The sequence below is a fragment of the Streptomyces sp. NBC_00631 genome (genome assembly GCF_045206895.1).
In the GTDB taxonomy this organism is placed as follows: domain Bacteria; phylum Actinomycetota; class Actinomycetes; order Streptomycetales; family Streptomycetaceae; genus Streptomyces.
In genome coordinates this window covers 285494-305821 of record NZ_CP107734.1, presented here as the reverse complement: position 1 = coordinate 305821, position 20328 = coordinate 285494, and the positions used below count along the sequence as shown (strand labels likewise).

General features: G+C 67.0%; 19 protein-coding genes and 3 pseudogenes. 10 read left to right on the top strand and 12 right to left on the bottom strand.

What is annotated here, in order from left to right:
• The first annotated feature begins 133 nt into the window (after window positions 1-133).
• Window positions 134-835: a TetR/AcrR family transcriptional regulator C-terminal domain-containing protein gene (locus tag OHB00_RS01650; protein ID WP_406430461.1), complete on the top strand. Its 702-nt coding sequence runs from the start codon at window positions 134-136 to the stop codon at window positions 833-835.
• Window positions 836-924: 89 nt separating this feature from the next.
• Here OHB00_RS01650 and OHB00_RS01645 read toward each other — a convergent pair.
• The 5 genes and pseudogenes from OHB00_RS01645 to OHB00_RS01625 form a co-directional block, all read right to left on the bottom strand.
• Window positions 925-1137 (bottom strand): annotated as a pseudogene (locus OHB00_RS01645) (transposase family protein); the annotation flags it as partial.
• A 34-nt stretch (window positions 1138-1171) separates the two neighbouring features.
• Window positions 1172-1462: pseudogene (locus tag OHB00_RS01640) on the bottom strand (integrase core domain-containing protein); the annotation flags it as partial.
• 4 nt (window positions 1463-1466) lie between these two features.
• Complete coding sequence (locus OHB00_RS01635) at window positions 1467-2666, bottom strand: IS30 family transposase (protein ID WP_406445569.1); 1200 nt, start codon at window positions 2664-2666, stop codon at window positions 1467-1469.
• Window positions 2667-2835: 169 nt separating this feature from the next.
• Window positions 2836-3543 (bottom strand): IS3 family transposase, encoded by a 708-nt coding sequence (locus tag OHB00_RS01630; protein ID WP_406445567.1) that lies wholly within the window; start codon window positions 3541-3543, stop codon window positions 2836-2838.
• A gap of 17 nt (window positions 3544-3560) precedes the next feature.
• Window positions 3561-3851 carry a transposase gene (locus OHB00_RS01625; protein WP_406430459.1) on the bottom strand — a complete coding sequence of 97 codons (291 nt, stop codon included), beginning with the start codon at window positions 3849-3851 and terminating at the stop codon, window positions 3561-3563.
• Between the two features lie 103 nt (window positions 3852-3954).
• Between OHB00_RS01625 and OHB00_RS01620 the strand changes: the two genes are divergently transcribed.
• The 6 genes from OHB00_RS01620 to OHB00_RS01595 all read left to right on the top strand — a co-directional run bounded on the left by OHB00_RS01620 (window position 3955) and on the right by OHB00_RS01595 (window position 10201).
• Complete coding sequence (locus tag OHB00_RS01620; RefSeq protein WP_406430457.1) at window positions 3955-4476, top strand: TnsA-like heteromeric transposase endonuclease subunit; 522 nt, start codon at window positions 3955-3957, stop codon at window positions 4474-4476.
• The gene (locus OHB00_RS01615; RefSeq protein WP_406430455.1) at window positions 4464-6515 is read left to right on the top strand and encodes a Mu transposase C-terminal domain-containing protein; all 2052 of its coding nucleotides are present in this window, start codon (window positions 4464-4466) and stop codon (window positions 6513-6515) included. The genes OHB00_RS01620 and OHB00_RS01615 overlap by 13 nt, the downstream gene beginning before the upstream one ends.
• Complete coding sequence (locus tag OHB00_RS01610) at window positions 6512-7558, top strand: TniB family NTP-binding protein (protein WP_406430453.1); 1047 nt, start codon at window positions 6512-6514, stop codon at window positions 7556-7558. Before OHB00_RS01615 ends, OHB00_RS01610 begins: the two co-directional genes overlap by 4 nt.
• A gap of 404 nt (window positions 7559-7962) precedes the next feature.
• Window positions 7963-8205 (top strand): hypothetical protein, encoded by a 243-nt coding sequence (locus tag OHB00_RS01605; RefSeq protein ID WP_406430451.1) that lies wholly within the window; start codon window positions 7963-7965, stop codon window positions 8203-8205.
• A gap of 248 nt (window positions 8206-8453) precedes the next feature.
• On the top strand, window positions 8454-8954 hold the full coding sequence (locus OHB00_RS01600) for a winged helix DNA-binding protein (RefSeq protein ID WP_360496975.1): 501 nt from the start codon (window positions 8454-8456) through the stop codon (window positions 8952-8954).
• Complete coding sequence (locus tag OHB00_RS01595; RefSeq protein ID WP_406430449.1) at window positions 8945-10201, top strand: MFS transporter; 1257 nt, start codon at window positions 8945-8947, stop codon at window positions 10199-10201. Before OHB00_RS01600 ends, OHB00_RS01595 begins: the two co-directional genes overlap by 10 nt.
• A gap of 274 nt (window positions 10202-10475) precedes the next feature.
• On the opposite strand, the gene OHB00_RS01590 is transcribed toward OHB00_RS01595, so the two are convergent.
• Entirely contained in the window at window positions 10476-10607 is a 132-nt protein-coding gene (locus OHB00_RS01590; protein ID WP_406430447.1) for a hypothetical protein, read from the bottom strand.
• Window positions 10608-11009: 402 nt separating this feature from the next.
• On the opposite strand from OHB00_RS01590, the gene OHB00_RS01585 reads away from it, so the two are divergent.
• Window positions 11010-11609, top strand: a complete 600-nt coding sequence (locus tag OHB00_RS01585; protein WP_406430445.1) for a beta/gamma crystallin domain-containing protein — start codon at window positions 11010-11012, stop codon at window positions 11607-11609.
• Between the two features lie 678 nt (window positions 11610-12287).
• Window positions 12288-12869 carry a hypothetical protein gene (locus OHB00_RS01580; protein ID WP_406430443.1) on the top strand — a complete coding sequence of 194 codons (582 nt, stop codon included), beginning with the start codon at window positions 12288-12290 and terminating at the stop codon, window positions 12867-12869.
• A gap of 438 nt (window positions 12870-13307) precedes the next feature.
• Here the strand turns inward: OHB00_RS01580 and OHB00_RS01575 are convergent.
• Window positions 13308-14560, bottom strand: a protein-coding gene (locus tag OHB00_RS01575; RefSeq protein WP_406430441.1) for an IS3 family transposase whose coding sequence is annotated in 2 segments (ribosomal slippage) — window positions 13308-14278 and window positions 14278-14560 — 1254 coding nt in all. Because the reading frame shifts where the segments join, the coding sequence is not laid out codon by codon here.
• Window positions 14561-14918: 358 nt separating this feature from the next.
• On the opposite strand from OHB00_RS01575, the gene OHB00_RS01570 reads away from it, so the two are divergent.
• Window positions 14919-15452: a VOC family protein gene (locus OHB00_RS01570; protein WP_406430439.1), complete on the top strand. Its 534-nt coding sequence runs from the start codon at window positions 14919-14921 to the stop codon at window positions 15450-15452.
• Between the two features lie 151 nt (window positions 15453-15603).
• Here the strand turns inward: OHB00_RS01570 and OHB00_RS01565 are convergent, their stop codons facing one another.
• The 5 genes and pseudogenes from OHB00_RS01565 to OHB00_RS01545 all read right to left on the bottom strand — a co-directional run bounded on the left by OHB00_RS01565 (window position 15604) and on the right by OHB00_RS01545 (window position 20318).
• On the bottom strand, window positions 15604-16500 hold the full coding sequence (locus OHB00_RS01565; protein WP_406430437.1) for an LD-carboxypeptidase: 897 nt from the start codon (window positions 16498-16500) through the stop codon (window positions 15604-15606).
• A 258-nt stretch (window positions 16501-16758) separates the two neighbouring features.
• On the bottom strand, window positions 16759-16938 hold the full coding sequence (locus tag OHB00_RS01560) for a hypothetical protein (protein ID WP_406430435.1): 180 nt from the start codon (window positions 16936-16938) through the stop codon (window positions 16759-16761).
• Window positions 16937-17081, bottom strand: a pseudogene (locus OHB00_RS01555) (transposase); the annotation flags it as partial. The gene OHB00_RS01560 and the pseudogene OHB00_RS01555, both read right to left, overlap by 2 nt.
• Before the next feature lie 88 nt (window positions 17082-17169).
• Complete coding sequence (locus OHB00_RS01550; protein ID WP_406430433.1) at window positions 17170-19314, bottom strand: DPP IV N-terminal domain-containing protein; 2145 nt, start codon at window positions 19312-19314, stop codon at window positions 17170-17172.
• Between the two features lie 167 nt (window positions 19315-19481).
• Window positions 19482-20318 (bottom strand): Tn3 family transposase, encoded by an 837-nt coding sequence (locus tag OHB00_RS01545; RefSeq protein WP_406445565.1) that lies wholly within the window; start codon window positions 20316-20318, stop codon window positions 19482-19484.
• Between the last annotated feature and the right edge of the window lie 10 nt (window positions 20319-20328).

Here is a 20328-nt window from a genome sequence, read left to right as displayed (position 1 = left end):
GTCCCCCTCTTCCGCTCCCGCAGCTGCATGACTTGCACTGCATTCAAGTCGAACGTAGGGCAAGACTTGAACAGCGTGCAAGTGGCTTTTTGAACTTTGTGCAAGTCGCGGCCCGATGCCCTACCGTGGCCACATGCCCCGCGACACGCTGACCCGCGAACAGATCGTCCAGGCCGCCGTCGAGCTGCTGGACGCCGAAGGCCTGGAAGGCCTCAACATGCGCGCTCTGGGCAAGCGGCTGGGCTCCGCGGCCACCGCGGTCTACTGGCACGTCGGCAGCAAAGACAATCTCATCGCCCTCGCCGCCGACCAAGCATGGAGCGAGATCGCACTGCCCGACCTGACCGCCACCGGCTGGCGGACCGCAGCCGCCGCGACGGCCAATGGCCTGCATGCAATGCTCACCCGCCACCCCTGGCTGGTGCAGGCCTTCGGCTCCTTCTTGATGTTCGGCCCCGCCAAAGCCCGCTACGACGACCACACCCTCGCCGTCTACGAGGCCGCCGGATTCACCGGCGCGCTCGCCGACCAAGCGGCCGCCACCGTCTTCACCTTCGTGCTCGGCAACGCCCTCGGCCCAGCCGCGGCGGCCTCGCTCTCAAGGAAGCTCCGCGGCGACGGCAACGCCGAGCAGCTGATGCGCGACAGCATGGCCGAAGCCCGCGAGATCGCAGCGCAATTCCCCCGGCTACGCGCTCGCCTCGAAACCCCCGCCGCCGGCTACGCCACGGCTCCGGACGACACCTTCGCCCTCGGCCTCCAGGCCCTCCTCGACGGCCTTGACGCCCGACTCGCCGGCCGACGCGCGAGCAGCGCGCCCGGCGAGTCGGGGTAGTCATGACTCGCGCAGTCGATCCGCAACCGACGACTTTGCTTCATCGGTTCGCGGAGACATTTTGCTGAGAAAACCTCACTGAACCTCTTTCATCCTGAGTAGTCGCAGGTCAAGAGGGTGTGGATGGCTTGGACGGCGGTGCCGATACGTCGGGTTGAACATCGGGCTCGCCGTAACAGTCGCCATGACTTCAGCTGTGCGAAGGCGCGCTCGCCGGGAGCACGCAGCCGGGCGTGGTCGCGGTTGAACTGCTGGTAGTGCTCGGGCTGTTCGTGGTGGTGGTAGTAGGGGGTGCGGACGGTGGGGGGCTTCCACCTTGATCGTGGACACCGGCTGTCATGCAGCGATGGCCAGCGTAGTTGATCTCTGTTCGAATGCGACCGGCGCGAGGTAGCCGATCGTGGAGTGCCTGCGCTGGTGGTTGTAGAAGCCGAGCCAGTCGAAGACTGCGAGGCGGGCGGCTCGTGCGGTCGGCCAGCCGCGCCGGCCTGGAAGGATCTCCCGCTTGAGCGAGGCGAAGAACGACTCCGCGGCGGCGTTGTCCGCGGAGGTGCCGACCGCTCCCATAGATCGGAGGATCCCCGCGTGGTGGCAGGCGTCGGCGAAAGCCTTCGCCCCGTACTGGGCGAGTTCAACCGGTCGTTGCAACACCGGGCTGTTGCAGCGAGCGTAGCTGCTCGCCGAATACCTCGGCGGGAGTCTTCCAACCGAGGATCTTGCGGGGTCGGTTGTTGATCGCCAGGGCGACGGCCTCGAGGTCCTCGGCAGACCACCTGGCCAGGTCGGTCCCCTTGGGGAAGTACTGGCGCAGCAGCCCGTTCGTGTTCTCGTTCGTCGGGCGCTGCCAGGGCGAGTGCGGGTCGGCGAAGAACACCTTCGTCCCGGTCTCGAGCGTGAACTGGGCATGGCCGGAGAGCTCCTTCCCGCGGTCCCAGGTCAGGGTCCTGCGCAGTTGCTCGGGCAGCCGCGTCACCGACGCCATCAGCGCGGCGTTCATCGCGGCGGCGCCGTAGCCGCCCAGCGACGGGCTGTTCCTCTGCGGGGGCTTCTGGGCCCAGCCCTCCAGCCGGGGCAGGTGGACCAGGACCGTGGACCGGCTGCTGCGCTCGACGAGCGTGCCGATCGCGGACCGGCCGGTCCCGATGATCAGATCACCCTCCCAGTGCCCCGGCATCGCACGGTCTGCGGCCTCAGCAGGGCGTTCACTCAAGACGACGTCCGCGGTGACATGCCCCTGCGGCTTGTTCCGTGACCTCGCCCGAGGCTCTCGAAGTGCCCGTCCGGTGCGCAGGCAGGCGACCAGCTCCCGCTTGAGCGCCCCACGGCCCTCGATGAACAGCGACTGGTAGATCGCCTCATGGCTGATCCGCATGGACTCATCCTCGGGGAAGTCGACCCTCAACCGGTGCGAGATCTGTTCCGGGCTCCACGCCATCGCCCACCGCCTGTCTTGCCGGTGTGGCTTGTTCAGCCCTTTCCACGCAGGCGTCTGCGGTCCCGCGACGACCGTCCCGTCAGGTCGGTGAACGTTCCCGGAGAGCCGCTCCTGCACGTACTGGCGCAACCGGTCGTTGCCCAGGAGCTTCGCGCTCTTCGGGCGCTTGGCCGCCTGCTGAGCCTTCCACTGGGCGACCGTCGCGCGGTATTCCTGCTTGCCGCCGCGCGTGGCGGCGTTGCGGCGCAGTTCGCGAGAGATCGTCCCGGGGTCACGCCCCAGGGCGCGGGCGATCTCGCGCACGCCCTTGCTCATCGCCATGAGGATCGCGATTTCCTCACACTCCTCGAACGTGAGGTACCGGCCCGTGGGCTCGGCCAACGAGATCGGAGGCATGCCGCCAGCGTGACGAAACCACCTCGCACCCACCGGCCACGACACGCCAACTGCCAGCGACGCCTCCACCGTCGTGCCCCCCGTGGCGATCAGTCGCCAGAACTGGCGCTGCACGACCCGGGACGGATCAGGCCTCCCAGGCGACCGCATCGCCGGCCGCAACGCACGATCAGCCCGCCACTGCCGACGCCGACCCTCCGGAACATCGCTGGTCTTCAAACTCCAGTCCGCCGTGGCCACGCCGCGCACCTCCGAGATCAGGGTGTTGCGACGACCAGTTGAACCCACCGTTACTTCCGCGGTCGGAGTGAAATATCGCACCGGCCGAGAGCTGCCTGTTCCGTGCCGCGTTGCGGATTGCCCTGGATATCAGTGGGGTTCGATAGTGGTCGTCCATCGCATAACCGATGACTTCCTTCGTGCAGCAGTCGATGACCGTTGCGAGGTACAGCCAGCCTTCCCCGGTCGCGATATAAGTAATGTCGCCGACGAGCTTTTTGCCGGGCGCGTCCGCAGCGAAGTCGCGGCCGACGAGGTCCGGCACCTCGCCGGCCGCAGCCCGGGTGAGGCTGAACCTCTTCGGCTGTGGCAGGCAGGGCACCAGGCCCAGTTCGCGCATGAGGCGGCGGACCAGCTCCACGCCCGCGGCGACGCCCCAGCGGTGCAGCTGAGCCTGGATGCGTCGGTGCCCGTAGGTGCTGTCGGACATGTCGAAGGCTTTCTCGATGAGCAATTTGAGTTCTTCACGCCGCTGAACTGTCGCGGATTCCGGGCGGGATCTCCAGTCGTAGTAGCCGGATCTGGAGACGCCGAGCCGGCCGCACATGAACTCGACGCTGTATGCGTACTTCTCGGTGTCGAGCCGCATCTCGTCGATGAACTCGTACTTGCTTGCTACCGGGGATCCTTCGCGAAGTACGCTGCGGCTTTTTTCAGGAAGGTAACTTCCATCTCCAGCACACGGTTGCGTCGTTCGAGTTCCTTCAGGCGCGCCCGCTCGTTCACCGTCAGTTCCGCATCGAGGGCCGGTTCCTGCTGCTTCTGATACTTCTTCACCCAGCCGCGTAGCGTCTCCGAGTTCAGCTCAAGCTCCCGGGCGACTTCGGAGATCGTCTTGCTGGACCTCAATGCGATCTGGACGGCTTCCTCGCGGAACTCCGGTGAGTACTTACTGGGTGGCGCCACTTCTTCCTCGTTTCCTTGTTCAGGACAACCCTATTGGGTGCCTGTCCGGAAACTTCGTGGCCCCTCACACATCGGCTACGAGTCATGGCTGGAACGGGACTGGTTGATCCTTCTGGACGCTGATCCGCAAGTGAGAGGGATCGCGTCACAGCCGTTCTGGCTGCACCGGCACGACGGCGAGCGCGTGCGCCGCCATGCTCCCGACTTCTTCGTGCGTCTTGCAGACGGCCGGGGCCGGGTGGTGGATGTCCGGGCCGCTGACCGCGTGGATGACGCGGCTGCGGAGGCTTTCGAGACGACGGAGCGGGCCTGCCGCTCGGTGGACTGGGAGTTCGGGCGAGTTGGTGCCGTGGATCCGGTGCTGATGGGGAACATGCGGTGGTTATCGCGCTATCGCAGACGGCGATGCCTTCGGCGGGACGTTGCCGAGCGCCTGCTGGAAGGCTTTCGTGAACCGGCGCCGTTGCGGCCTGTGGCATTGAGCGTGGGTGATCCGCTGCTGGTGCTGCCGGTGCTGTTCCACCTCCTGTGGTCGGGCTTCCTGGTGACGGACGTGACCTCGCGCCTGCTGGGATCGGATTCCGTGGTGCACACGGAGGCGAGGGGGCGGTCATGGGACGGCTGACGCGGCCGGAGGGTCTGGCGGTGGGGGAACGTGTCCGGTTCGACGGCCAGATCCGCCTGGTTCTGGCCGTCTCGGGCAGGGCGGTGACGCTGTCGGACATGGACGGCACGCCGCGGCCCGTTCCGCCGGCGATGCTGTTCGCTGACGACGACTTCGAGGTCGTGGACAGTTCGGGGCGGATGCCGCGGCCGCCTGTGTCACTGCTGGAGACCCTTCCCCAGGCGACGTTGGAGAAGGCCCTGTGGTGGGAGGGCCACATTCTGGAGGTCCTCAGCGGGTTGCCGCCGGATGCCGGGGCGGGCACGGAACTGAAGCCGCAGTATGGGCCGTCGCGATCTTTGACCGCACGGGAACGTGCTAAGGCCGTCGAACTGACTGCGGCCGGCCACCGGGTGAGCGCGAGCACGGTCGCCAACTACCGGCGCCGCTACGAGACAAGCGGGGTAATGGGCCTCGTCGATCACCGGCCGGTCCGCAAGACACCGAAGTACGGCACTGTGAACGACGTGGTGGTCGCCGCGATGAGCCAGGCGATCAGCGAGGCCACCGACGCCTCCACCCGCACCGGCACCTTCCTGCTCTGGCGGACCGAACAGATCCTCAAGGCCGCCTCGGAGGACAGGGAGGTGAAGCTGCCTTCACGCCGGACGCTCTACCGGCTGCTGGACAAGCTCACTGCCGGCACCCACACCACGGGATCGGCGACTACCAGAAGATCGCGAGCGCACGGGGCGACCGCACCGTTCGGGGAACTTCCCGCGTTCGCACCGGGTGAGGTGATGCAGATCGACTCCACCCCGCTGGACGTGCTGGTCCGCCTGGATGATGGCGTGGCGGGCACGGTCGAGCTGACCGGCATGATCGACGTTGCGACCAGGACGGTCACTGCGGCGGTGCTGCGGCCCACGACGAAGGCCGTCGATGCCAGCGTCCTGCTGGCTCGCACGGTCACCCCGGAACTGATGAGGCCGGGCTGGGTCGACGCCCTGCGCATGTCCCGCTCGGTGCTGCCGCACCGTCGGCTGCTGACTTTGGATGAGCGCCTGGAGCATGCTGCCGCTCGACCAGTGATCGTCCCCGAGATGATTGTCTGTGACCATGGCAAGGCGTTCATGTCGCGCAACTTCCTCGCGTCCTGCCGTTTCCTTCAGATCGATCTCCAGCCCGCGCACAAGGGCTCGCCGTTCGAGAAGGGGCACATCGAGAAGACGCTCGCCTCCGTGGGCACTCTGTTCACGCAGTTCCTGCCCGGCTTCACCGGCCGCACCACCGAGCACCGCGGCCGGCACCTCGACAAGCAGCCGCTGTGGTCCCTGCCGGAACTGCAAGAGCTCCTGGACGAGTGGATCGTTGCCAAGTGGCAGAACCGCGAGCACGACGGGCTGAGGGATCCGACTGCCCCCGGACGGATGTTCACACCGAACGAGAAGTACGCCACGCTCGTCGAAGCCTGCGGCTATGTTCCCGTCGCGCTTGCCGGCGACGACTATGTCGAGTTGCTGCCTTCCCTCTGGCGCGTGGTCAACGACTACGGCATCAAGATCAAGCGTCGCACCTACGACAGCCCCGCCCTGACCGGGCTGCGGCGTCAGCATTCCGGCATTCAGGCCAAGAAGGGGTTGTGGGAGGTCCACCACGATCCCTACGACATCTCCCGGATCTGGGTACGCGACCACCGCGCGGGAAGCGGCTGGATCGAAGCCACCTGGAAACACCTGCACCGCGTCCCGGTTCCCTTCGGCGAACTGGCCTGGGACCACGTCGCCCAGGGACTGCCCCAGGCGACCGAGGAAGAGATCGCCGACGCGGTCGCCGCCCTCCTGGCCAAAGCTCATGCGGGCCCCGACCAGCCGGCAGGAAAGAAACGGACCGCCAGGGACAAGCGGGTTGCCGCCCGCACTCGCGCAACCAGCACCCCAGCCCCAGCCGAACCCACACCCACTGAGGCAGATCCGTCCGGCCAGGACAGCGAGCCCCTGGCCGAGGTGATTCCGCTGGGCCTGTTCGACCCGTTTGAAGATCCGTGGAGGCGCGTGTGACCGAACCTGGTGCCATACCCGGCGGCTTCCTCGAGGACGCCGAGGCTGAGTCCGGCCAACAGCTCACCACGCTGGAAGGCTGGCGGGAGTTCGTCGCAGCAGAACCACCGCCCCCGACACCGCTGCCCCTGCATGAGTACGCCGATCTGTCCCCTGTTGAACAGGAGGTCGCAGACGAAGAACGTCTGGATCATCACGCCCGGCTGCTGGTCGTCGCCACGTCCACCGTCCGGCACACCGTCACCAGCGGGCGGCGCTTGGTCCTGCTCAACCGGCATGCGATCAGCGCACGCCGGGGGCTGATTGTCTCCGGTCCGGCCGGCACGGGAAAGACCATCGCCATCACCCAGCTCGGACGCACCCACGAGCTGCTGGACCGGGCCCGTCACCCGCATCGCAGCGAGCGCATCCCTGTCCTCTACATCACCGTCCCGCCCGCAGCGACCGCCCGCATGATCGCCGCGGAGTTCGGCCGCTTCCTCGGCCTGCCGGTCAGCAGGAGGCTCAACATCACCGACATCATCGAGGCCGTTGCCGGCGTCTGCACCGACACACGCACCGGCCTGGTCATCGTCGACGAGCTCCACAACATCTCTCTGACCAACCGGCACGGGGCCGAAGTTGCCGACACGCTGAAGTACTTCTCCGAACGCATCCCCGCCACCTTCGTCTATGCCGGAATCGACATCGAACGCAGCGGCCTGCTTACCGGCACACGAGGCGCTCAGATCGCCAGCCGCTTCACCCTCATCCCCACACACCGCTTCCCCTACGGAGCGGAGTGGAAGGGACTGGTGGCAGCCCTCGAACAGACACTCCTGCTGCGCGACCACAAACAAGGGACGCTCGTCGCACTCGATCGATACCTCCACGAACGAACCGGCGGCATGATCGGCACGCTGTCCCACCAGATCCGAGGGGCCGCCATCGACGCCATCCTGAGCGGCACGGAGAAGATCACCAAGCCGGCGCTCCAGGCGATCCCGTTGGACTTCACCTCGGAAAGCCGCAGCCCAGCGAAGGAAGCCGGGGCTCGCCGGTGACTGCCGCCATGCCTGAGCGGCTGGGACCGCTTCCCGTCCGTGTCCGGCCGCGGCCAGGAGAACACACCGCATCGTTTATCCGGGGCCTTGCCCGAGCCAACCATCTCAAGCCCAGCTACCTGCACATGATCCTCAGCGGACCGCCCAACTGGTTCGGGGCCCCACTGCCTGACCGACTCTCTGCGCTATCCGGCATCTCCGAACAGGTACTTCAGCGCACCCTGGCCAGTGCCTCATCGGAGCTGATAGCCCTCAGGCCAAAACCAGGCCAAAGCGAAGCGGAACGCTCCCAGGCGCAGCTGCGCCTTCGAATCCGGCGTGACGCGGAGGGAAGAGGGCTGACAGTCCGCACGCTGGCAGCACGCCACCGAGCCTCTCGGCGCACGGTCCGCAAGGCCCTCAACATGCCGGAACCCTCACCCCAGGAGATCACTCACCACCGGCCCAGGATCGTCGAACGGCACAGGCGCCTCATCGATCCCATGCTTGAGGAGGGTCTCCTCCCCAAGCAGATCTGGGTCCGCCTCATCGACGACCACGACATCACCATCGGCTTCAGGCTCGCCCCCATCGTCTACTACGCCCACGAGTGGCATCTCGCCAAGAGCCGCGTCGTGGACGCAAGCTTCCCAGCCCTCAATGTGTGAGCCGGGACGCTTCGATCGCGGCACCGGTTTCAACTATCGCGCCCTCCGCGACTCGCCGTTCCTGGCGAAAGTGGCGGGCGAACCACCTGGTTCCATCTCTCACACCTGGACGCCCTGAACCATTACGCGGCCCTGCGTGACTCCTCCTCCACGGCGACGTCCTCGCCGAGAAGATCGATTCCGGCACCGGCATGCGCTGACACAGGAAAAGCAACAGCACTTATATAAGCACTGTTAGAATGCGCCTCATGGCCGATCCTCATGCACTCGACCCGACGCGGCAGAGCCTCTGGCGCCCTCTGCGCCTGCTCCAGGCGTCCATGGACGCCGACATCGCCCAGATCTACTCCGAGCGGCAGATCGACGGGCTCAAGCCGAGCTTCGTCATGGAACTGCTCCGGCTCCATGCCTGTGGCCCCATGACCATCGCTGAACTGGCCGAGTCGGTTCAGCGCACGCATTCGGCGCTCAGCCAGAAAGTCGCAGCGATGCGCAAGGCCGGCTGGGTCCAGACCGTCGTGGGCGACGACGCACGCACCAAGAAGGTGACGCTCACCGACAAGGCTCGTCACGTCATCGACCGGCTGGCGGCTGAATGGCGGGCCACCGAGGCCGCCGTCGCTGACCTGGAAGCCGAGGTTCCCTACCCCCTCTCCCGAGTTGTCACCGATATCGAGCGGGCTCTGCAGCGCAAAAACTTCCACGACCGGATCGCCGAGAAGCTGGCGGAGGATCCCGCATGGGGCTGAAACGCACGCTGCTCGATGTGACTCCGTTACGGTCATCGCCACCGTTCCGGCGGTTGTGGGTCGGTCAGACTCTGTCCGGTTTCGGCGGCCAGATGACGCTCGTCGCTGTGATGTTCCAGGTCTGGCAGATGACGGAGAGCCCCACGTGGACGGGTGCCGTCGGGCTGGCCCAGGCGGTTCCGCTCGTCGCGCTCGGGCTGTTCGCCGGGTCGCTCGTCGACCGAGTGGACCGCCGGAAATTCTACCTGCTCACGATCAGCGGACAAGCCGCGTGTTCGCTCCTCCTCGCCCTCCAAGGCTTCCTCGGCCACGTTCCTGCGGCCGGCGTTCTGGGGCTGGTCGCACTTCAGTCCTGTTTCGGCGCAGGCAGCGGCCCCGCCTCGCGCACCTTCATTCCGCACCTCCTGCCCAAGCACCAACTGGCCGCGGGTCTGGCGCTAAGACGCATCGCCTTCCAGGGCGCCATGCTGCTCGGTCCCGCACTGAGCGGACTGATCGTGGGCGGGCTGGGAGTCGGCGCCTGCTACCTGATCGACGCCCTGACCTTCATCGCCGCGCTCTACGGTGCGTTCGGCTTGCCGCAGATGGCCTCCGAAGACGAGCCCGCACGGCCCGGCCTGCGCGGAGTGCTGGACGGCCTGGCCTTCCTGGCGCGCACTCCCGTCATCCGCGGGGCCCTGCTCACCGACCTGGCCACCACCGTGCTGTCGATGCCCATCAGTCTGTTCCCCTTGTTCAACGCCGAACGATTCGGCGGCAACCCCCGCACTCTCGGACTGTTCCTCACGGCCATCGCGGTTGGTGGCGTTGCAGCGTCGCTGTTCTCCGGAACCTTCACGCGGCTCCCCCGCCCCGGCCTGGTCATGCTCGGCGGATCCGCCGCCTGGGGTGCATCGTTGACGCTGTTCGGACTGTCGCCCAACCCCTGGGCCGGATTAGCCTTCCTCGTCATAGTCGGCGCCGCCGACACCGTCTCAGTCGTCGCCCGCAGCACCGTCGTCCAGATGCACACCCCGCACGAACTACTCGGCCGCGTCAGCGCTGCTGAACAAATCGTCGGGCAAGCGGGACCCGACATCGGCAACATGCGCGGCGGTCTCGTCGCAGACGCCACCTCGGGAACGGCGGCCCTGGTCAGCGGTGGCCTGCTATGCCTGGGTGCCGTCGTCTTGGTGGGCGCCGCCACGGCGGACCTGCGCCGTTCCTCCGCACCGCCCCATCCACACACCGCCACAGCCAGCCCATGAGCCTCGCTCCGAGGCGCAGCCACTGGTTCCAACTCTCGTGACCAGGTTCCAACTCTCGCGTCCCGGCTCATTGTGTGGCCTGGGCCACTCAAACTTCGATGGCACGCGCTCAAAGTTCGCTGTCACAGGACAGCAGCGATAGCTGGCCACTCACAGTGCTACTTGGCCGCAAACGCGCCCATGACGGTCCTCCTGGGCTTCGACACCCGAGGCTGCTCCAGTGCAGGTGAGGTCTCGACCCGTAGTTGTGTCTGTTCCGGAGCGGTAGTGTCAGTCATTCCACCTGTTCCGGGTCCACCTGTTTTGGCAGAGGCGGTGATGGCGGGAACAGGCGGTCTTCCAGGGCGGGTAGCCCGAACAGCATGAGAAGCGGCACCACCGGGCCGAGCAGGGCTATCACGATCACGGCGCCTCCCTGGGAAGTCGGCGATCACGGCTGATGCTTGACGGCAAGCTGACCATGTTCACCGTGCGGCCGAACGGGGGTAGGCCGCACATGGGGAAGGGCCCGCGTAGGCCGAACGGGTGAGGCCAGGACGTACGGAGGTATGGCCTGGTGGCGGACCGCAGCGGCTGGTGCACTGTCGGGTGCGGGCGGCCACGAGCCGGCACCCATGCCTCCGCCCCGTTCGGCACTCTCCCCGGCCGAAGGGGGCGCCGCCACGGGCGGGCGGAGCGAGGGTGTATGCCAGCGCGTTCTGTACCCGGTGTACTGCTCCTTCACAACCAGGCCCCACCGCGTCCGAGGGTAACTGGAGGGTAACTCTGTGTCGTCCGCATGATTACGCAATCCTCACCAGAGGGGCACATGAGCGAGCAAGAAGTCACCTTCTACATCCGGCCCAACTACACGGGCGACGCCCACACCTACGCGGTCGGAACCGACGAGAACCTGTACCCGGGTGAGCTCAACGACAGGTTCAAGTCCGTCAAGGTCGGCCGGAAGGCCAAGGTCTTGGCCTGGCAGCACGACAACCAGAGCGGCAAGTACCGGGAATGGGATCTCGACCAGCCGGACATCTCTGACATCGGCGGGCTGACCAGGTTCAAGGTCGTCGAGAGCACCACCCTGCCCATCGCCGTCCGGCTCCAGGACCTCACCGGCGCCCCAGACGGGCGGTACAGCCTCAAGGTCGCTTCCTACGACGTCGGAGACACCGTCGTCCGCTCCGGCGACCCGGAGTACGGGCTCGTCGGCGTCATGCCCGAGGACGGCCCGCCGGTCACCACCGCCATCTACGTCCGTGACGAGCACTCTGGCGTGTACGTCGCCGTGGGCGCCATCTACTTCGTCTGGAACTCCAGCACCAAGTCGATCGACGTCGCCGACGCCTCGAACGTCCCCGAGAACCTGGACTACTCGCGAGACGGCCGCAACCAGTTCACCTTCAAACTCACCGAGGTATAGCCGTCGGCTGTGCCGTACAGGCGACGAAGAGGCCGGAGCATCCCCTGCTCCGGCCTCTTCGTGGCGAAGCCAAGTCCGCAGTGGCCAACCATCTCTGAGTAAAGCGGCCAACCACCGTTGAGCAGCGCCCGCTCACCAGCGGGCCTCCGGATCCCTCTGGCCAGATATCGGTGGAGGTCACAAGCACCTCGCCCGTGTCCCGCGACACCGAACCTTGATCGTTTGCCACTGAACTTCGACGACCGGTACTTTCCCGCATCGAAGTTGACCGTCGACGTTTGGCTGCCTGGGGGCGGGCCCCGGCGCCTCCGTTCTTCCTGGTAGCGCATGGGATCATCGACGAATTGCTCATGCGTCGGCGCAATGTTGGCTGCTGCGGTCAGGTGCCGGGGTGGGGTGTCGACTGCATCGGATGGAACTCAGGGGCGGGGTATGTCGGACGGTCGGATGGTGCGTGCCGCAGTGGCGGTCTGCGCAGTGGCGATGATGGGTACGGCCGCCGGGTGCGGGAGCGACACCGGCGCCGCGGGGAAGCCGGTGGTGAGCGGAACTTCCGGACGTCCCGCGACCGCGGGATCCGCCTCCGCCGGAGCAACGACGAAGCCCGGCGTGTCGCCCTCCCTCACCGGCGCCTCCGCGGCCCGGAGCGGGTCCGCAAGCGGGAACAGATCCCACCTGGTGACCCAGCAGCAGATCGACTCCTACGTGCTCACTCAGAAGGACGTCCCGGGCGACAAGATCTCAACGATGGCGGGCCGCACCACGGACGGGACGGAGATACCGGTCACCCTGTCCACGGGCAACCTGCCACGGATCTCACCAAAGGGCTGTCAGCACGTCTACGAGAACGCTCAGCACGGCAGTGCCTACCGCCAGTACGCCCTCGCCGATGACCTCCTCAGCGGCCGTCACAACGTTGAGGTGGCCCTGATCGCGTACCGGCCGGCGGACGCGCCCAAGGTCCTCGCCGACCTGCAGGCGGCGCTGCCCCAGTGCACGGCGTATGCAGGACCCGTCGACATGACCGAAGGCTTCGAGCACCCCCAGGTTCTGCCGGACCCGCACCTGGGCGACCAAGCCGTCGAGTACCGCATCGTGGAGAAGGTCGACGACCAGGAAGGCACCCTCCGCGCCCCGTTCCACTTCCTGGTGGTTCGCAAGGGTTCCGTCATCGCTTGGTTCATGGCCCAAGGCTTCCCCGGCAAGGCGGCAGTCCTGCCCATGGACGTGATCAACGCCCAGCTCGCGAAACTTCCCTGATTGGCAGTCCAGCGCGCTTCATGGGGAGCCTGTCCCGGTGGTCAAAGTTCAGTGGCAAACGGTCAGGGTTCAGTGACACGGGACAGGTGTGACCCGCACGGGACGTCCGGGAACGATGAAGGGCCATGACCGCGCAAGCGGGTGCCGGCCGCCCCTGGCCGGCCTGGCGGTGCGCCTGTCCTCGGCGTACCCCCGGCCGCTGCCTCAACCGACGTCCCGGTCTGGCCCGTCACAACGGCGCACAGCGTGTGACGGGCCAGACCGGGACGTCGGTTGAGGCGAGAATGACGGTGGTTCCGGTTGGATGGCGGCGTCAAGAGGTTCGGTCGGGGGTCCGCGGACGTCGCCGCCTGCCTACGAGGAGCCTGGTGAAAAAGGCGCAGGATGAGTTGGGCGTGTGGAAATAGACTCTGAACCGCCCCGGGTTCGGTAGAGATCTCAGATTGTGGTGATGACCTGGGGTTTCGCGAGTTCGGTGTAGTAATTGGCTTCGTATTCGACGGGCGGGATGTGCCCTATCTCACCGTGAAGTCGGCGGTGGTTGTACCAGTCGATCCACTCGGCGGTGGCGAGCTCGACCTGGGAGAGCGTCTTCCAGGGCCGCTGGGGCTTGATCAGCTCGGTTTTGAACAGGCCGATCGTGGACTCCATCAGGGCGTTGTCGTACGCGTCACCGACGGATCCGATGCTCGCCGCGATGCCGGCGGCGTCCAGGTGCTTGGCGAGGCGGTAGCTCGTGTACTGCGACCCGGCGTCCGAATGATGTATCAACTCGCCCGGCTGGATGGGGCGTTGGTCGCGGTCGCGCTGCCAGATGGCCATCTCCAGGGCGTCCAGCACGAACACCGTCTCCTTCACCGTGGCCGCGGACCAGCCCACGATCCGGCGCGAGAAGGTGTCCACGACGAACGCGACGTAGACGACGCCGGCGAAGGTCTTCACGTGCGTGAAGTCGGCTACCCAGCAGCGGTTCGGGGCGCTGGCGACGAAGTCGCGGTCGACAAGGTCGGGGGCCCGCTCAGCCTGCCCGCCGGGGATCGTGGTGATGACGCGTTTCCCGCGCACCGCTCCCTGGATACCGAGCTCGCGCATCAGGCGCTCGACGGTGCAGCGGGCCACCGCATGCCCCTGCCGGTTCAGCTCGCGCCAGATCTTCCGGGCTCCGTAGACACGGTAGTTGGACGTGTAGACCTCCTGGATCCTCTCCTTGAGCTCCTCGTCGCGCACGGAACGGGCAGAGGGAGTGTCGAGGCGTTTCCTGTGGGCGTAGTACGTGGAAGGGGCGATCTTGCAGTCGTGTGCGGTGAGCGTCCTGCAGATCGGCTCGACCCCGCCGAAGCGGTCCCGGTGCTCGTCGATGAACGCTACGAGCGCGTGTGTGGCCGGTCGAGCTCGGCCGCGAAGAAACTCGCCGCGGCCTTCAGGATCTCGTTCGCCCGCTTCAGCTCGGCGTTCTCCTTCTTCAATGCCTTGAGCTGGGCGGACTCCTCCGTCGTCGTCCCCGGACGCTGCCCCGCGTCGATCTCGTGCTGCTTCACCCAGTTCCGCAGCGTCTCGCGGGAGCCGATGTCGAGCTTGTCCGCGACCGCCTGCAGGGCGGCCGTCTCGTTCGGGTAGTCGTCGCGCACTTCGGCGACCATGCGCACCGCACGACGGCGCAGCTCAAGCGGGTAACGGGAGGGTCGTGCCATGACTCAATCCTTACATGGAATCGAGCCTCCACCCGACCCGGGGCGGTTCAGTCGATCCGGAGCCGAGCCCAAGCTCGCTGTACGCCAGCACGGGGTGCCATCCGGCCGGCCACCTGCTCGCTCCGCAGGACGTCGACCTGGACGGCGGCCGCGTGTGGGCGGTCGACGCCTCCGGCGCTCTCGGCTATGTCACTGAGCCTGTTCCAACCTCAGGTTGCGGTGGCTGAGGGCTATGAACGGGTCTACGTCCGAGCGGTCGTGAGGTAGCACCGGCGCCCGGCCCTCCATATAGGACAGAACCTGACCTGGATCCCGCCTAACGTCGAGGCTGACAACCAACATTGGCGGAAGGGCCGTGATGTCTGAGCAGACCAACTCCGCGCCGGCGGGCTACACCACCGTTGCCCCCTGGGTCGTTACCGACGACACGGGTGCTTTCCTCGACTTCGTCTCCCGGGCGTTCGGGGGTGAAGAGCTGGCGCGAGTGCCCACCGAGGACGGTTTGATCGGTCACGGCGAGATTCGAGTCGGCGATACCGTCGTGCTGGCCTTCGACCGGCACACGAACTGGCCCGCCATGCCAAGCCTGCTGCGCGTGTTCGTCACCGACGCCGACCAAGCCTTTTCACAAGCCGTCGCAGCTGGCAGCCATGTCGTCACGCCTTTGGCCTACGACGCCTTCGGACAGCGCGGAGGCCGTATCAAGGACCCGTTCGGCAACATCTGGTGGGTGATCAGCCGCGTCGAGGACGTCTCTGAAGAGGAGATGTGGAAGCGGCTACAGGACCCCGCGTACGCCGAAGTCATGCGCGTGGCTCAGGAGACACTCGACACCGAACTCAGCGGTCGAGACCAGGGACGCAGCAGTGCTCCTGTCAGGACAACCAACTGATCAGTGCCCAACTTGACTGAAACGAACGTCAGTTGGCGTGGAGGTGGTGTCCGGGAAGAGGTGAAGCTCCTGGTAGATGGGTTGTCGACCAAGATCAACCTATCTATCAGGAGCTTCACGTGCTCGTCTACCCATCGGGGATCGACAGACCCTAGACGACCGCTGGCAGGACGGTCAGCGTTCCCGTGGCTGTGTCGATCGTCGCCTGGGTACCAAGGGGGATCGTCGGGGGGTTGCTGCCGTGCCCGGCGGGGAGCCCGCCCAGGACCGGAACACCGAGAGCGGCCAGTCGGTCGCGCAGCACGTCGCGGATGCCCCATCCGCCCAGCGTCGGATCGCCGGCATCGCGCTCGAAGCCGAGGAACTGGCCGAGGGCGACGCCGCGCACGCCGTCGAGCGCCCGGGAGCGGATGAGCTGGGTCAGTGCGCGGTCGACCTCGCCCAGCCCCGTTCCTCTCTGGTGTTCGAGAAAGAGGATCGCCCCCCGCAGGCTGGGCAGGCCGGCTCCGGTCTCCGTGCGGATCGCGCTGAGGTTGCCGCCCATCAGGAAGCCCGTCGCTGTGCCCTCCACGGTGACGTCCGCGGTGGCCTCGGACGGGTCGCGGTGGAGGGTGACGGGGTCGGTGGTCATCAGCGCGCGGCGCAGGGACTCGGCGGAGGCGGGCCCGGTGTAGGTATCGTCGCGCTTGGCGAAGGGACCGTGGAGTGCGGCCAGGTGGCATCGGGACCACAGGGCGAGGTGGATATGTGTGATGTCGCTGAAACCGACGACTGGCTTCGGGTCACGTCTGAGGGCGTCGGTGTCGAGGTCGTCGACGATGCGGTAAGTGCCCTTGCCACCCAAGGCGGCGATCACGGCGCGGACACCAGGATCGCGGAACGCCGCGTTCAGGTCGAAGACGCGGTCCTCGTCGCGGCCGGCCATGTAACCCCACTGGTCGAAGACGTGCTCGCCCAGCTCGACCTGAAGGCCCCAAGAGGTGAGCAGGTCAACGCCCCGGTCGACTTCTTCCCGACTCGGCGGACAGGCAGGAGCAACGATCCGCACCCGATCTCCGGGTCGTAAGCGCGGCGCCCTCAACGACTTCGGATTCTGGTAGTCATCCATCCGACGATTCTGCGTGGGCCCAGCCCACACCCGTGCAACCGTTTGACAAAGGGACGACCGCGTCCACCGGCGGATCCACGGACAAGATCCACTTTCGCAACAGACCCTAGCCGCCTCAAGCAGAGGATGACGCACGCGAGTTGGAGGAGTCCCTGGTGAAGACCGGCGCGCAACGGTCTCGCACCACAAGGCATAGGCTTACATCCACTGGTAAGCGGGCCGCTCGAAGAGCGCGCTGGCCGCGTCGCTGGGGGTGGACCGCAAGACGGTCAGGAAGTACCTGGCGCCGGCGGAGGCGGCAGGGATCATCCCGGGCGGGCCGCCGATGAGCGAGGCCGACTGGGCCGGGCTGATCGAGGGGTGGTTCCCCGGCCTCATCGACCGGCATCTCCCGCCACTGTCCGCCGGTCTTGAACCGCCACATCACCCCCCTCGAACTGCTGCCGCAGACGTTCGGGGTACGGGCCGTACTCGCCAATCGGCAGGTACGGCTCGATGAACTCCCGTTCCTCATTGGTCAGTTACACTCGCGTCACGCAAGAAGGTCTGCCGGCCCAGGTCCCGCCACGAAGGCGAATACCGCAGATTGATCACGACTCGATACGCGCCCTAGCAGGGCACCGTGGCGGGGCGGCCGACCAGGTGCCGCTGGAGAAATTCCAGTTGGTGCCCCAGTAGCCGGGTGAACGTGTCGTTGGTCGGTGCGGCATGTGTCATCCCGCTTAGCGGCAGCACCTCGTGCGGCTTCCCCGCGGCCAGCAGAGCGCTGGAGAGCTGCAGCGTACTGGCCACGAAGACGTTGTCGTCTGCCAGTCCGTGCATCAGCAGCAGCGGGCGGCTGAGCTTTGGAGCGTCGGCAAGAAGCGAAGACAGCTCATAGTGCTCCGGGTATTGGTCGGGCAGACCGAGGAAGCGCTCTTTCCAACAGGCATCGTAGAGATGCTGGTCGGTGAGCGGGGCGCCGGCCACTGCGGCATGGAAGGTGTCGGGTCGGCGCAGCACCGCGGCGGCGGCCAGCATCCCGCTGAACGACCAGCCGCGGATGCCGACCCTGCCGAGATCCAGCTCCGGGTGGCGTTCGGCGGTCGCATGCAGCGCGGCAACCTGGTCGTCCAGGGTCGGGCCGATCAGGTCACCGAAGATCTCCTTCTCCCAGCGCGGCCCGCGTCCGGGCGTGCCAGCGCCGTCCGTCACCAGCACCGCGAAGCCCTGTTCGGCGAACCACTGCGAGACGAAGGTGTGAGCGGTCTGTTCGGCCATCACCTTCTGCATTGCGGGGCCGCCGTAGGGGTCGACCAGTACCGGCAGCTGGGCATCACCGGCCTTGTGCCAGGACGGCAGGAAGAGGTGTGTGCGCAGTTCGCGCGGCCCGACGGCGGCGGATTCGACACGCAGTTGCAGCAGCGGTCGTTGGGCGTGCGAAGTGATTTCGACGGGCGCGGGGCCATCCGGTTCCGGTCGGCCGTCCCCGGTCAGGCGGTGCACGGCGGTGTGCGAGCCCGGCAACTCCAGCGTACGCGTGGTGTGTACAAACGTGCCGCCGCAGAATGCGCCGGAGTGCACCCCCGGCTGCTCGGTCAGCCGGTGTATGCCCTGGCCCGGACGGTACCTCCACACATGGCGCTCGGTGGGTTCCGCGGCTGCCGTGAAAAGCACCGTCTCGCCGTCCACCGCGAGCACCTCGTGCAACTGCAGGCCGTCCGGCGTGACCGGCGTGCCGTCGATGCTCAGGTGCCGGGTCTCGTCCCGGTCGAGGTAGTCGACAAGCAGGCCGGTAGCTGTCCGCGCGGGCACTCCGGGCACCAGCAGCTCCACCCAGCGCTCATCGTGCCGCTCGGCCAGAAGGCTGGTCGTACCGTCTGCCGAGTCGACGGCCAGTACCTGGAGCGTGCGCTGGTCGCGGCTGAGTACGGCGGCGAACGGGCCGTGCCCGTCCCAGCCGGCCGCGGGCAGGTACTCGAAGCCGGCCCGGTCCCAGCGGACCTCGGTGCGGTTGCCCGCCAGATCGGCGATCCAGAGCGTGACCTCGGCGTTGGCAGTACCGACCTGCGGGTAGCGCATGGTGCGCGGCGGCTTGGCGGGGTCGGCCGGATCGGTGATGTACCACAGCCCGACCTTCCGGTTGTCCACCCGGGTGGTCAGCAGCCGCTCTCCGTCCGGTGCCCACCAGTACGCCCGGTAGCGGCCCATCGACTCGCTCGCCACATGCTCCGGCAGGCCGAAGAAGACGTCCGGACTTTCCGCCGGCTCGGGCGCGGCCACCGATCGGTCGCCACTGCCGTCGGCGCCGATCACCCGGAGCGCGCCGCCGGAGACGTAGGCGATGTTCCGGCCGTCCGGGGACGGGCGCGGGTCCACCACCGGCTGCCGGGCGGGCAGTTGCCGCACAGCGCCGGAGCCGGTATCCACCACCCACAGCTGCCCGGAGAGGGCGAACGCGGCCACCTGGGCGGCCGTGTCGGTGGCGTAGTCGGTGATCCCAGCGGCCTGCTGCCGGGCGCGCTCGCGCCGGATGCGCTCCTCCTCCGGCACCTCATCGGTCGCGTCGCCGAGCAGCCCGGCGGGGTCAGCCAGCAGTCGCTCCGCGCCGGTTGCCAGGTCGAGCGTCCACAGGCACCCGACCGGATCGTCCCCGGCCCGGCTCCGCAGGAACAGGACACAGGTACCGTCCGGCGCCACGGTGAAACGGGCGGGTGCGCCCAGGGTGAAGCGGCGGGTGCGGGCGAGCTGTCGCAGAAGTGGGGATGTCACCATGCCTGGCACTGTGTCATTCGTTCGGTATAGCAGCATGGGAATATCGAGATCGTTCCCCGTGGGCTTCATAGTGCCGACTCGCTCGTGGCCGGTTCAGGCAGCCGTGCCGAAACCGGTGGCAGCCCGGCACCAGGCGTGTTGAGTCAACCGGTGATCTGAGCAGACTGTCAAAAGCCGTCGGCAGGAACGCGAAGCGCGCTGTCGTACGGGCCGGGCGGGATGTGGAGGGTGGCGATGTCGTAGTCGCCGAAGCGCAGCACGTTGTCCCTGCGGTGCGGGCTGAGCGCGGCGATGTCGTCGGGGCTCAGCTCCCAGCCCTGTGTGGCCATCTGGCGCAGTGTGTCGGTCATGTCGACGGTGGTGGAGAAGATGATGCTGTTGGCCATCAGGTCGAGGAACTTGACGGCCTTCTCCTGGAGTTCGGGATCACGGGAGCGCAGGTAGCCGTCCCCGCCGAAGTGCAGCCACTTCGTGTACCCGTTGTATGCCTCGGCCTTGTTCGTCGCCCTGGTGATCTGCTCCCGCAGCTGTGGGTCCGACGGGTAACGGAGCAGAACGATCGTCCGCACGGCGCGGCCGACCTCGCGGAAGACCCTGTAGATCTGATTCTTGTGGGAGTGGTTGTTCAAGCGCCGCAGAAGGGCGATGGAGGACACGGTGCCTTCCCGTACCGACAGGCCGACCTGTATGAGGTCCTTCCAGCCGTTCTCGATGAGCTGCCAGTCGATACAGGCACGCGGATCAGCGGAGAACAGCGCGTCGATATGCCGGTAGCGTGCTCGCGGATCGGGGCGGTGGAAGGTGAGGTCCTGAAAGTTCCGGATCCGCGGCAGCAGGTCGATGCCGAGCAGGTGGGCGAGCCCGAAGACCGGGAAGGACTGCCCCTGGGTGTCGGCGTGTACGGCCTCCGGCTTGACCTCCGACTCGTTCGACAGCAATGCGTCGATGAGATAGACCGCCGCCTGTCGGGCCCGGACCTGCTCACACTCCCGCTGCTGAGGCAGACCCCGGGTG

What these genes read in the sequence shown, in the direction of transcription:
- OHB00_RS01615 (WP_406430455.1), top strand. Translation starts at nt 4,464, where the DNA reads ATGGGACGGCTGACGCGGCCGGAGGGTCTGGCGGTGGGGGAACGTGTC.
- OHB00_RS01650 (WP_406430461.1), top strand. Translation starts at nt 134, where the DNA reads ATGCCCCGCGACACGCTGACCCGCGAACAGATCGTCCAGGCCGCCGTC.
- OHB00_RS01550 (WP_406430433.1), bottom strand. Translation starts at nt 19,314, where the DNA reads ATGGTGACATCCCCACTTCTGCGACAGCTCGCCCGCACCCGCCGCTTC.
- OHB00_RS01585 (WP_406430445.1), top strand. Translation starts at nt 11,010, where the DNA reads ATGAGCGAGCAAGAAGTCACCTTCTACATCCGGCCCAACTACACGGGC.
- OHB00_RS01570 (WP_406430439.1), top strand. Translation starts at nt 14,919, where the DNA reads ATGTCTGAGCAGACCAACTCCGCGCCGGCGGGCTACACCACCGTTGCC.
- OHB00_RS01595 (WP_406430449.1), top strand. Translation starts at nt 8,945, where the DNA reads ATGGGGCTGAAACGCACGCTGCTCGATGTGACTCCGTTACGGTCATCG.
- OHB00_RS01635 (WP_406445569.1), bottom strand. Translation starts at nt 2,666, where the DNA reads ATGCCTCCGATCTCGTTGGCCGAGCCCACGGGCCGGTACCTCACGTTC.
- OHB00_RS01605 (WP_406430451.1), top strand. Translation starts at nt 7,963, where the DNA reads ATGCCGGAACCCTCACCCCAGGAGATCACTCACCACCGGCCCAGGATC.
- OHB00_RS01600 (WP_360496975.1), top strand. Translation starts at nt 8,454, where the DNA reads ATGGCCGATCCTCATGCACTCGACCCGACGCGGCAGAGCCTCTGGCGC.
- OHB00_RS01560 (WP_406430435.1), bottom strand. Translation starts at nt 16,938, where the DNA reads ATGAGGCCGGGGAACCACCCCTCGATCAGCCCGGCCCAGTCGGCCTCG.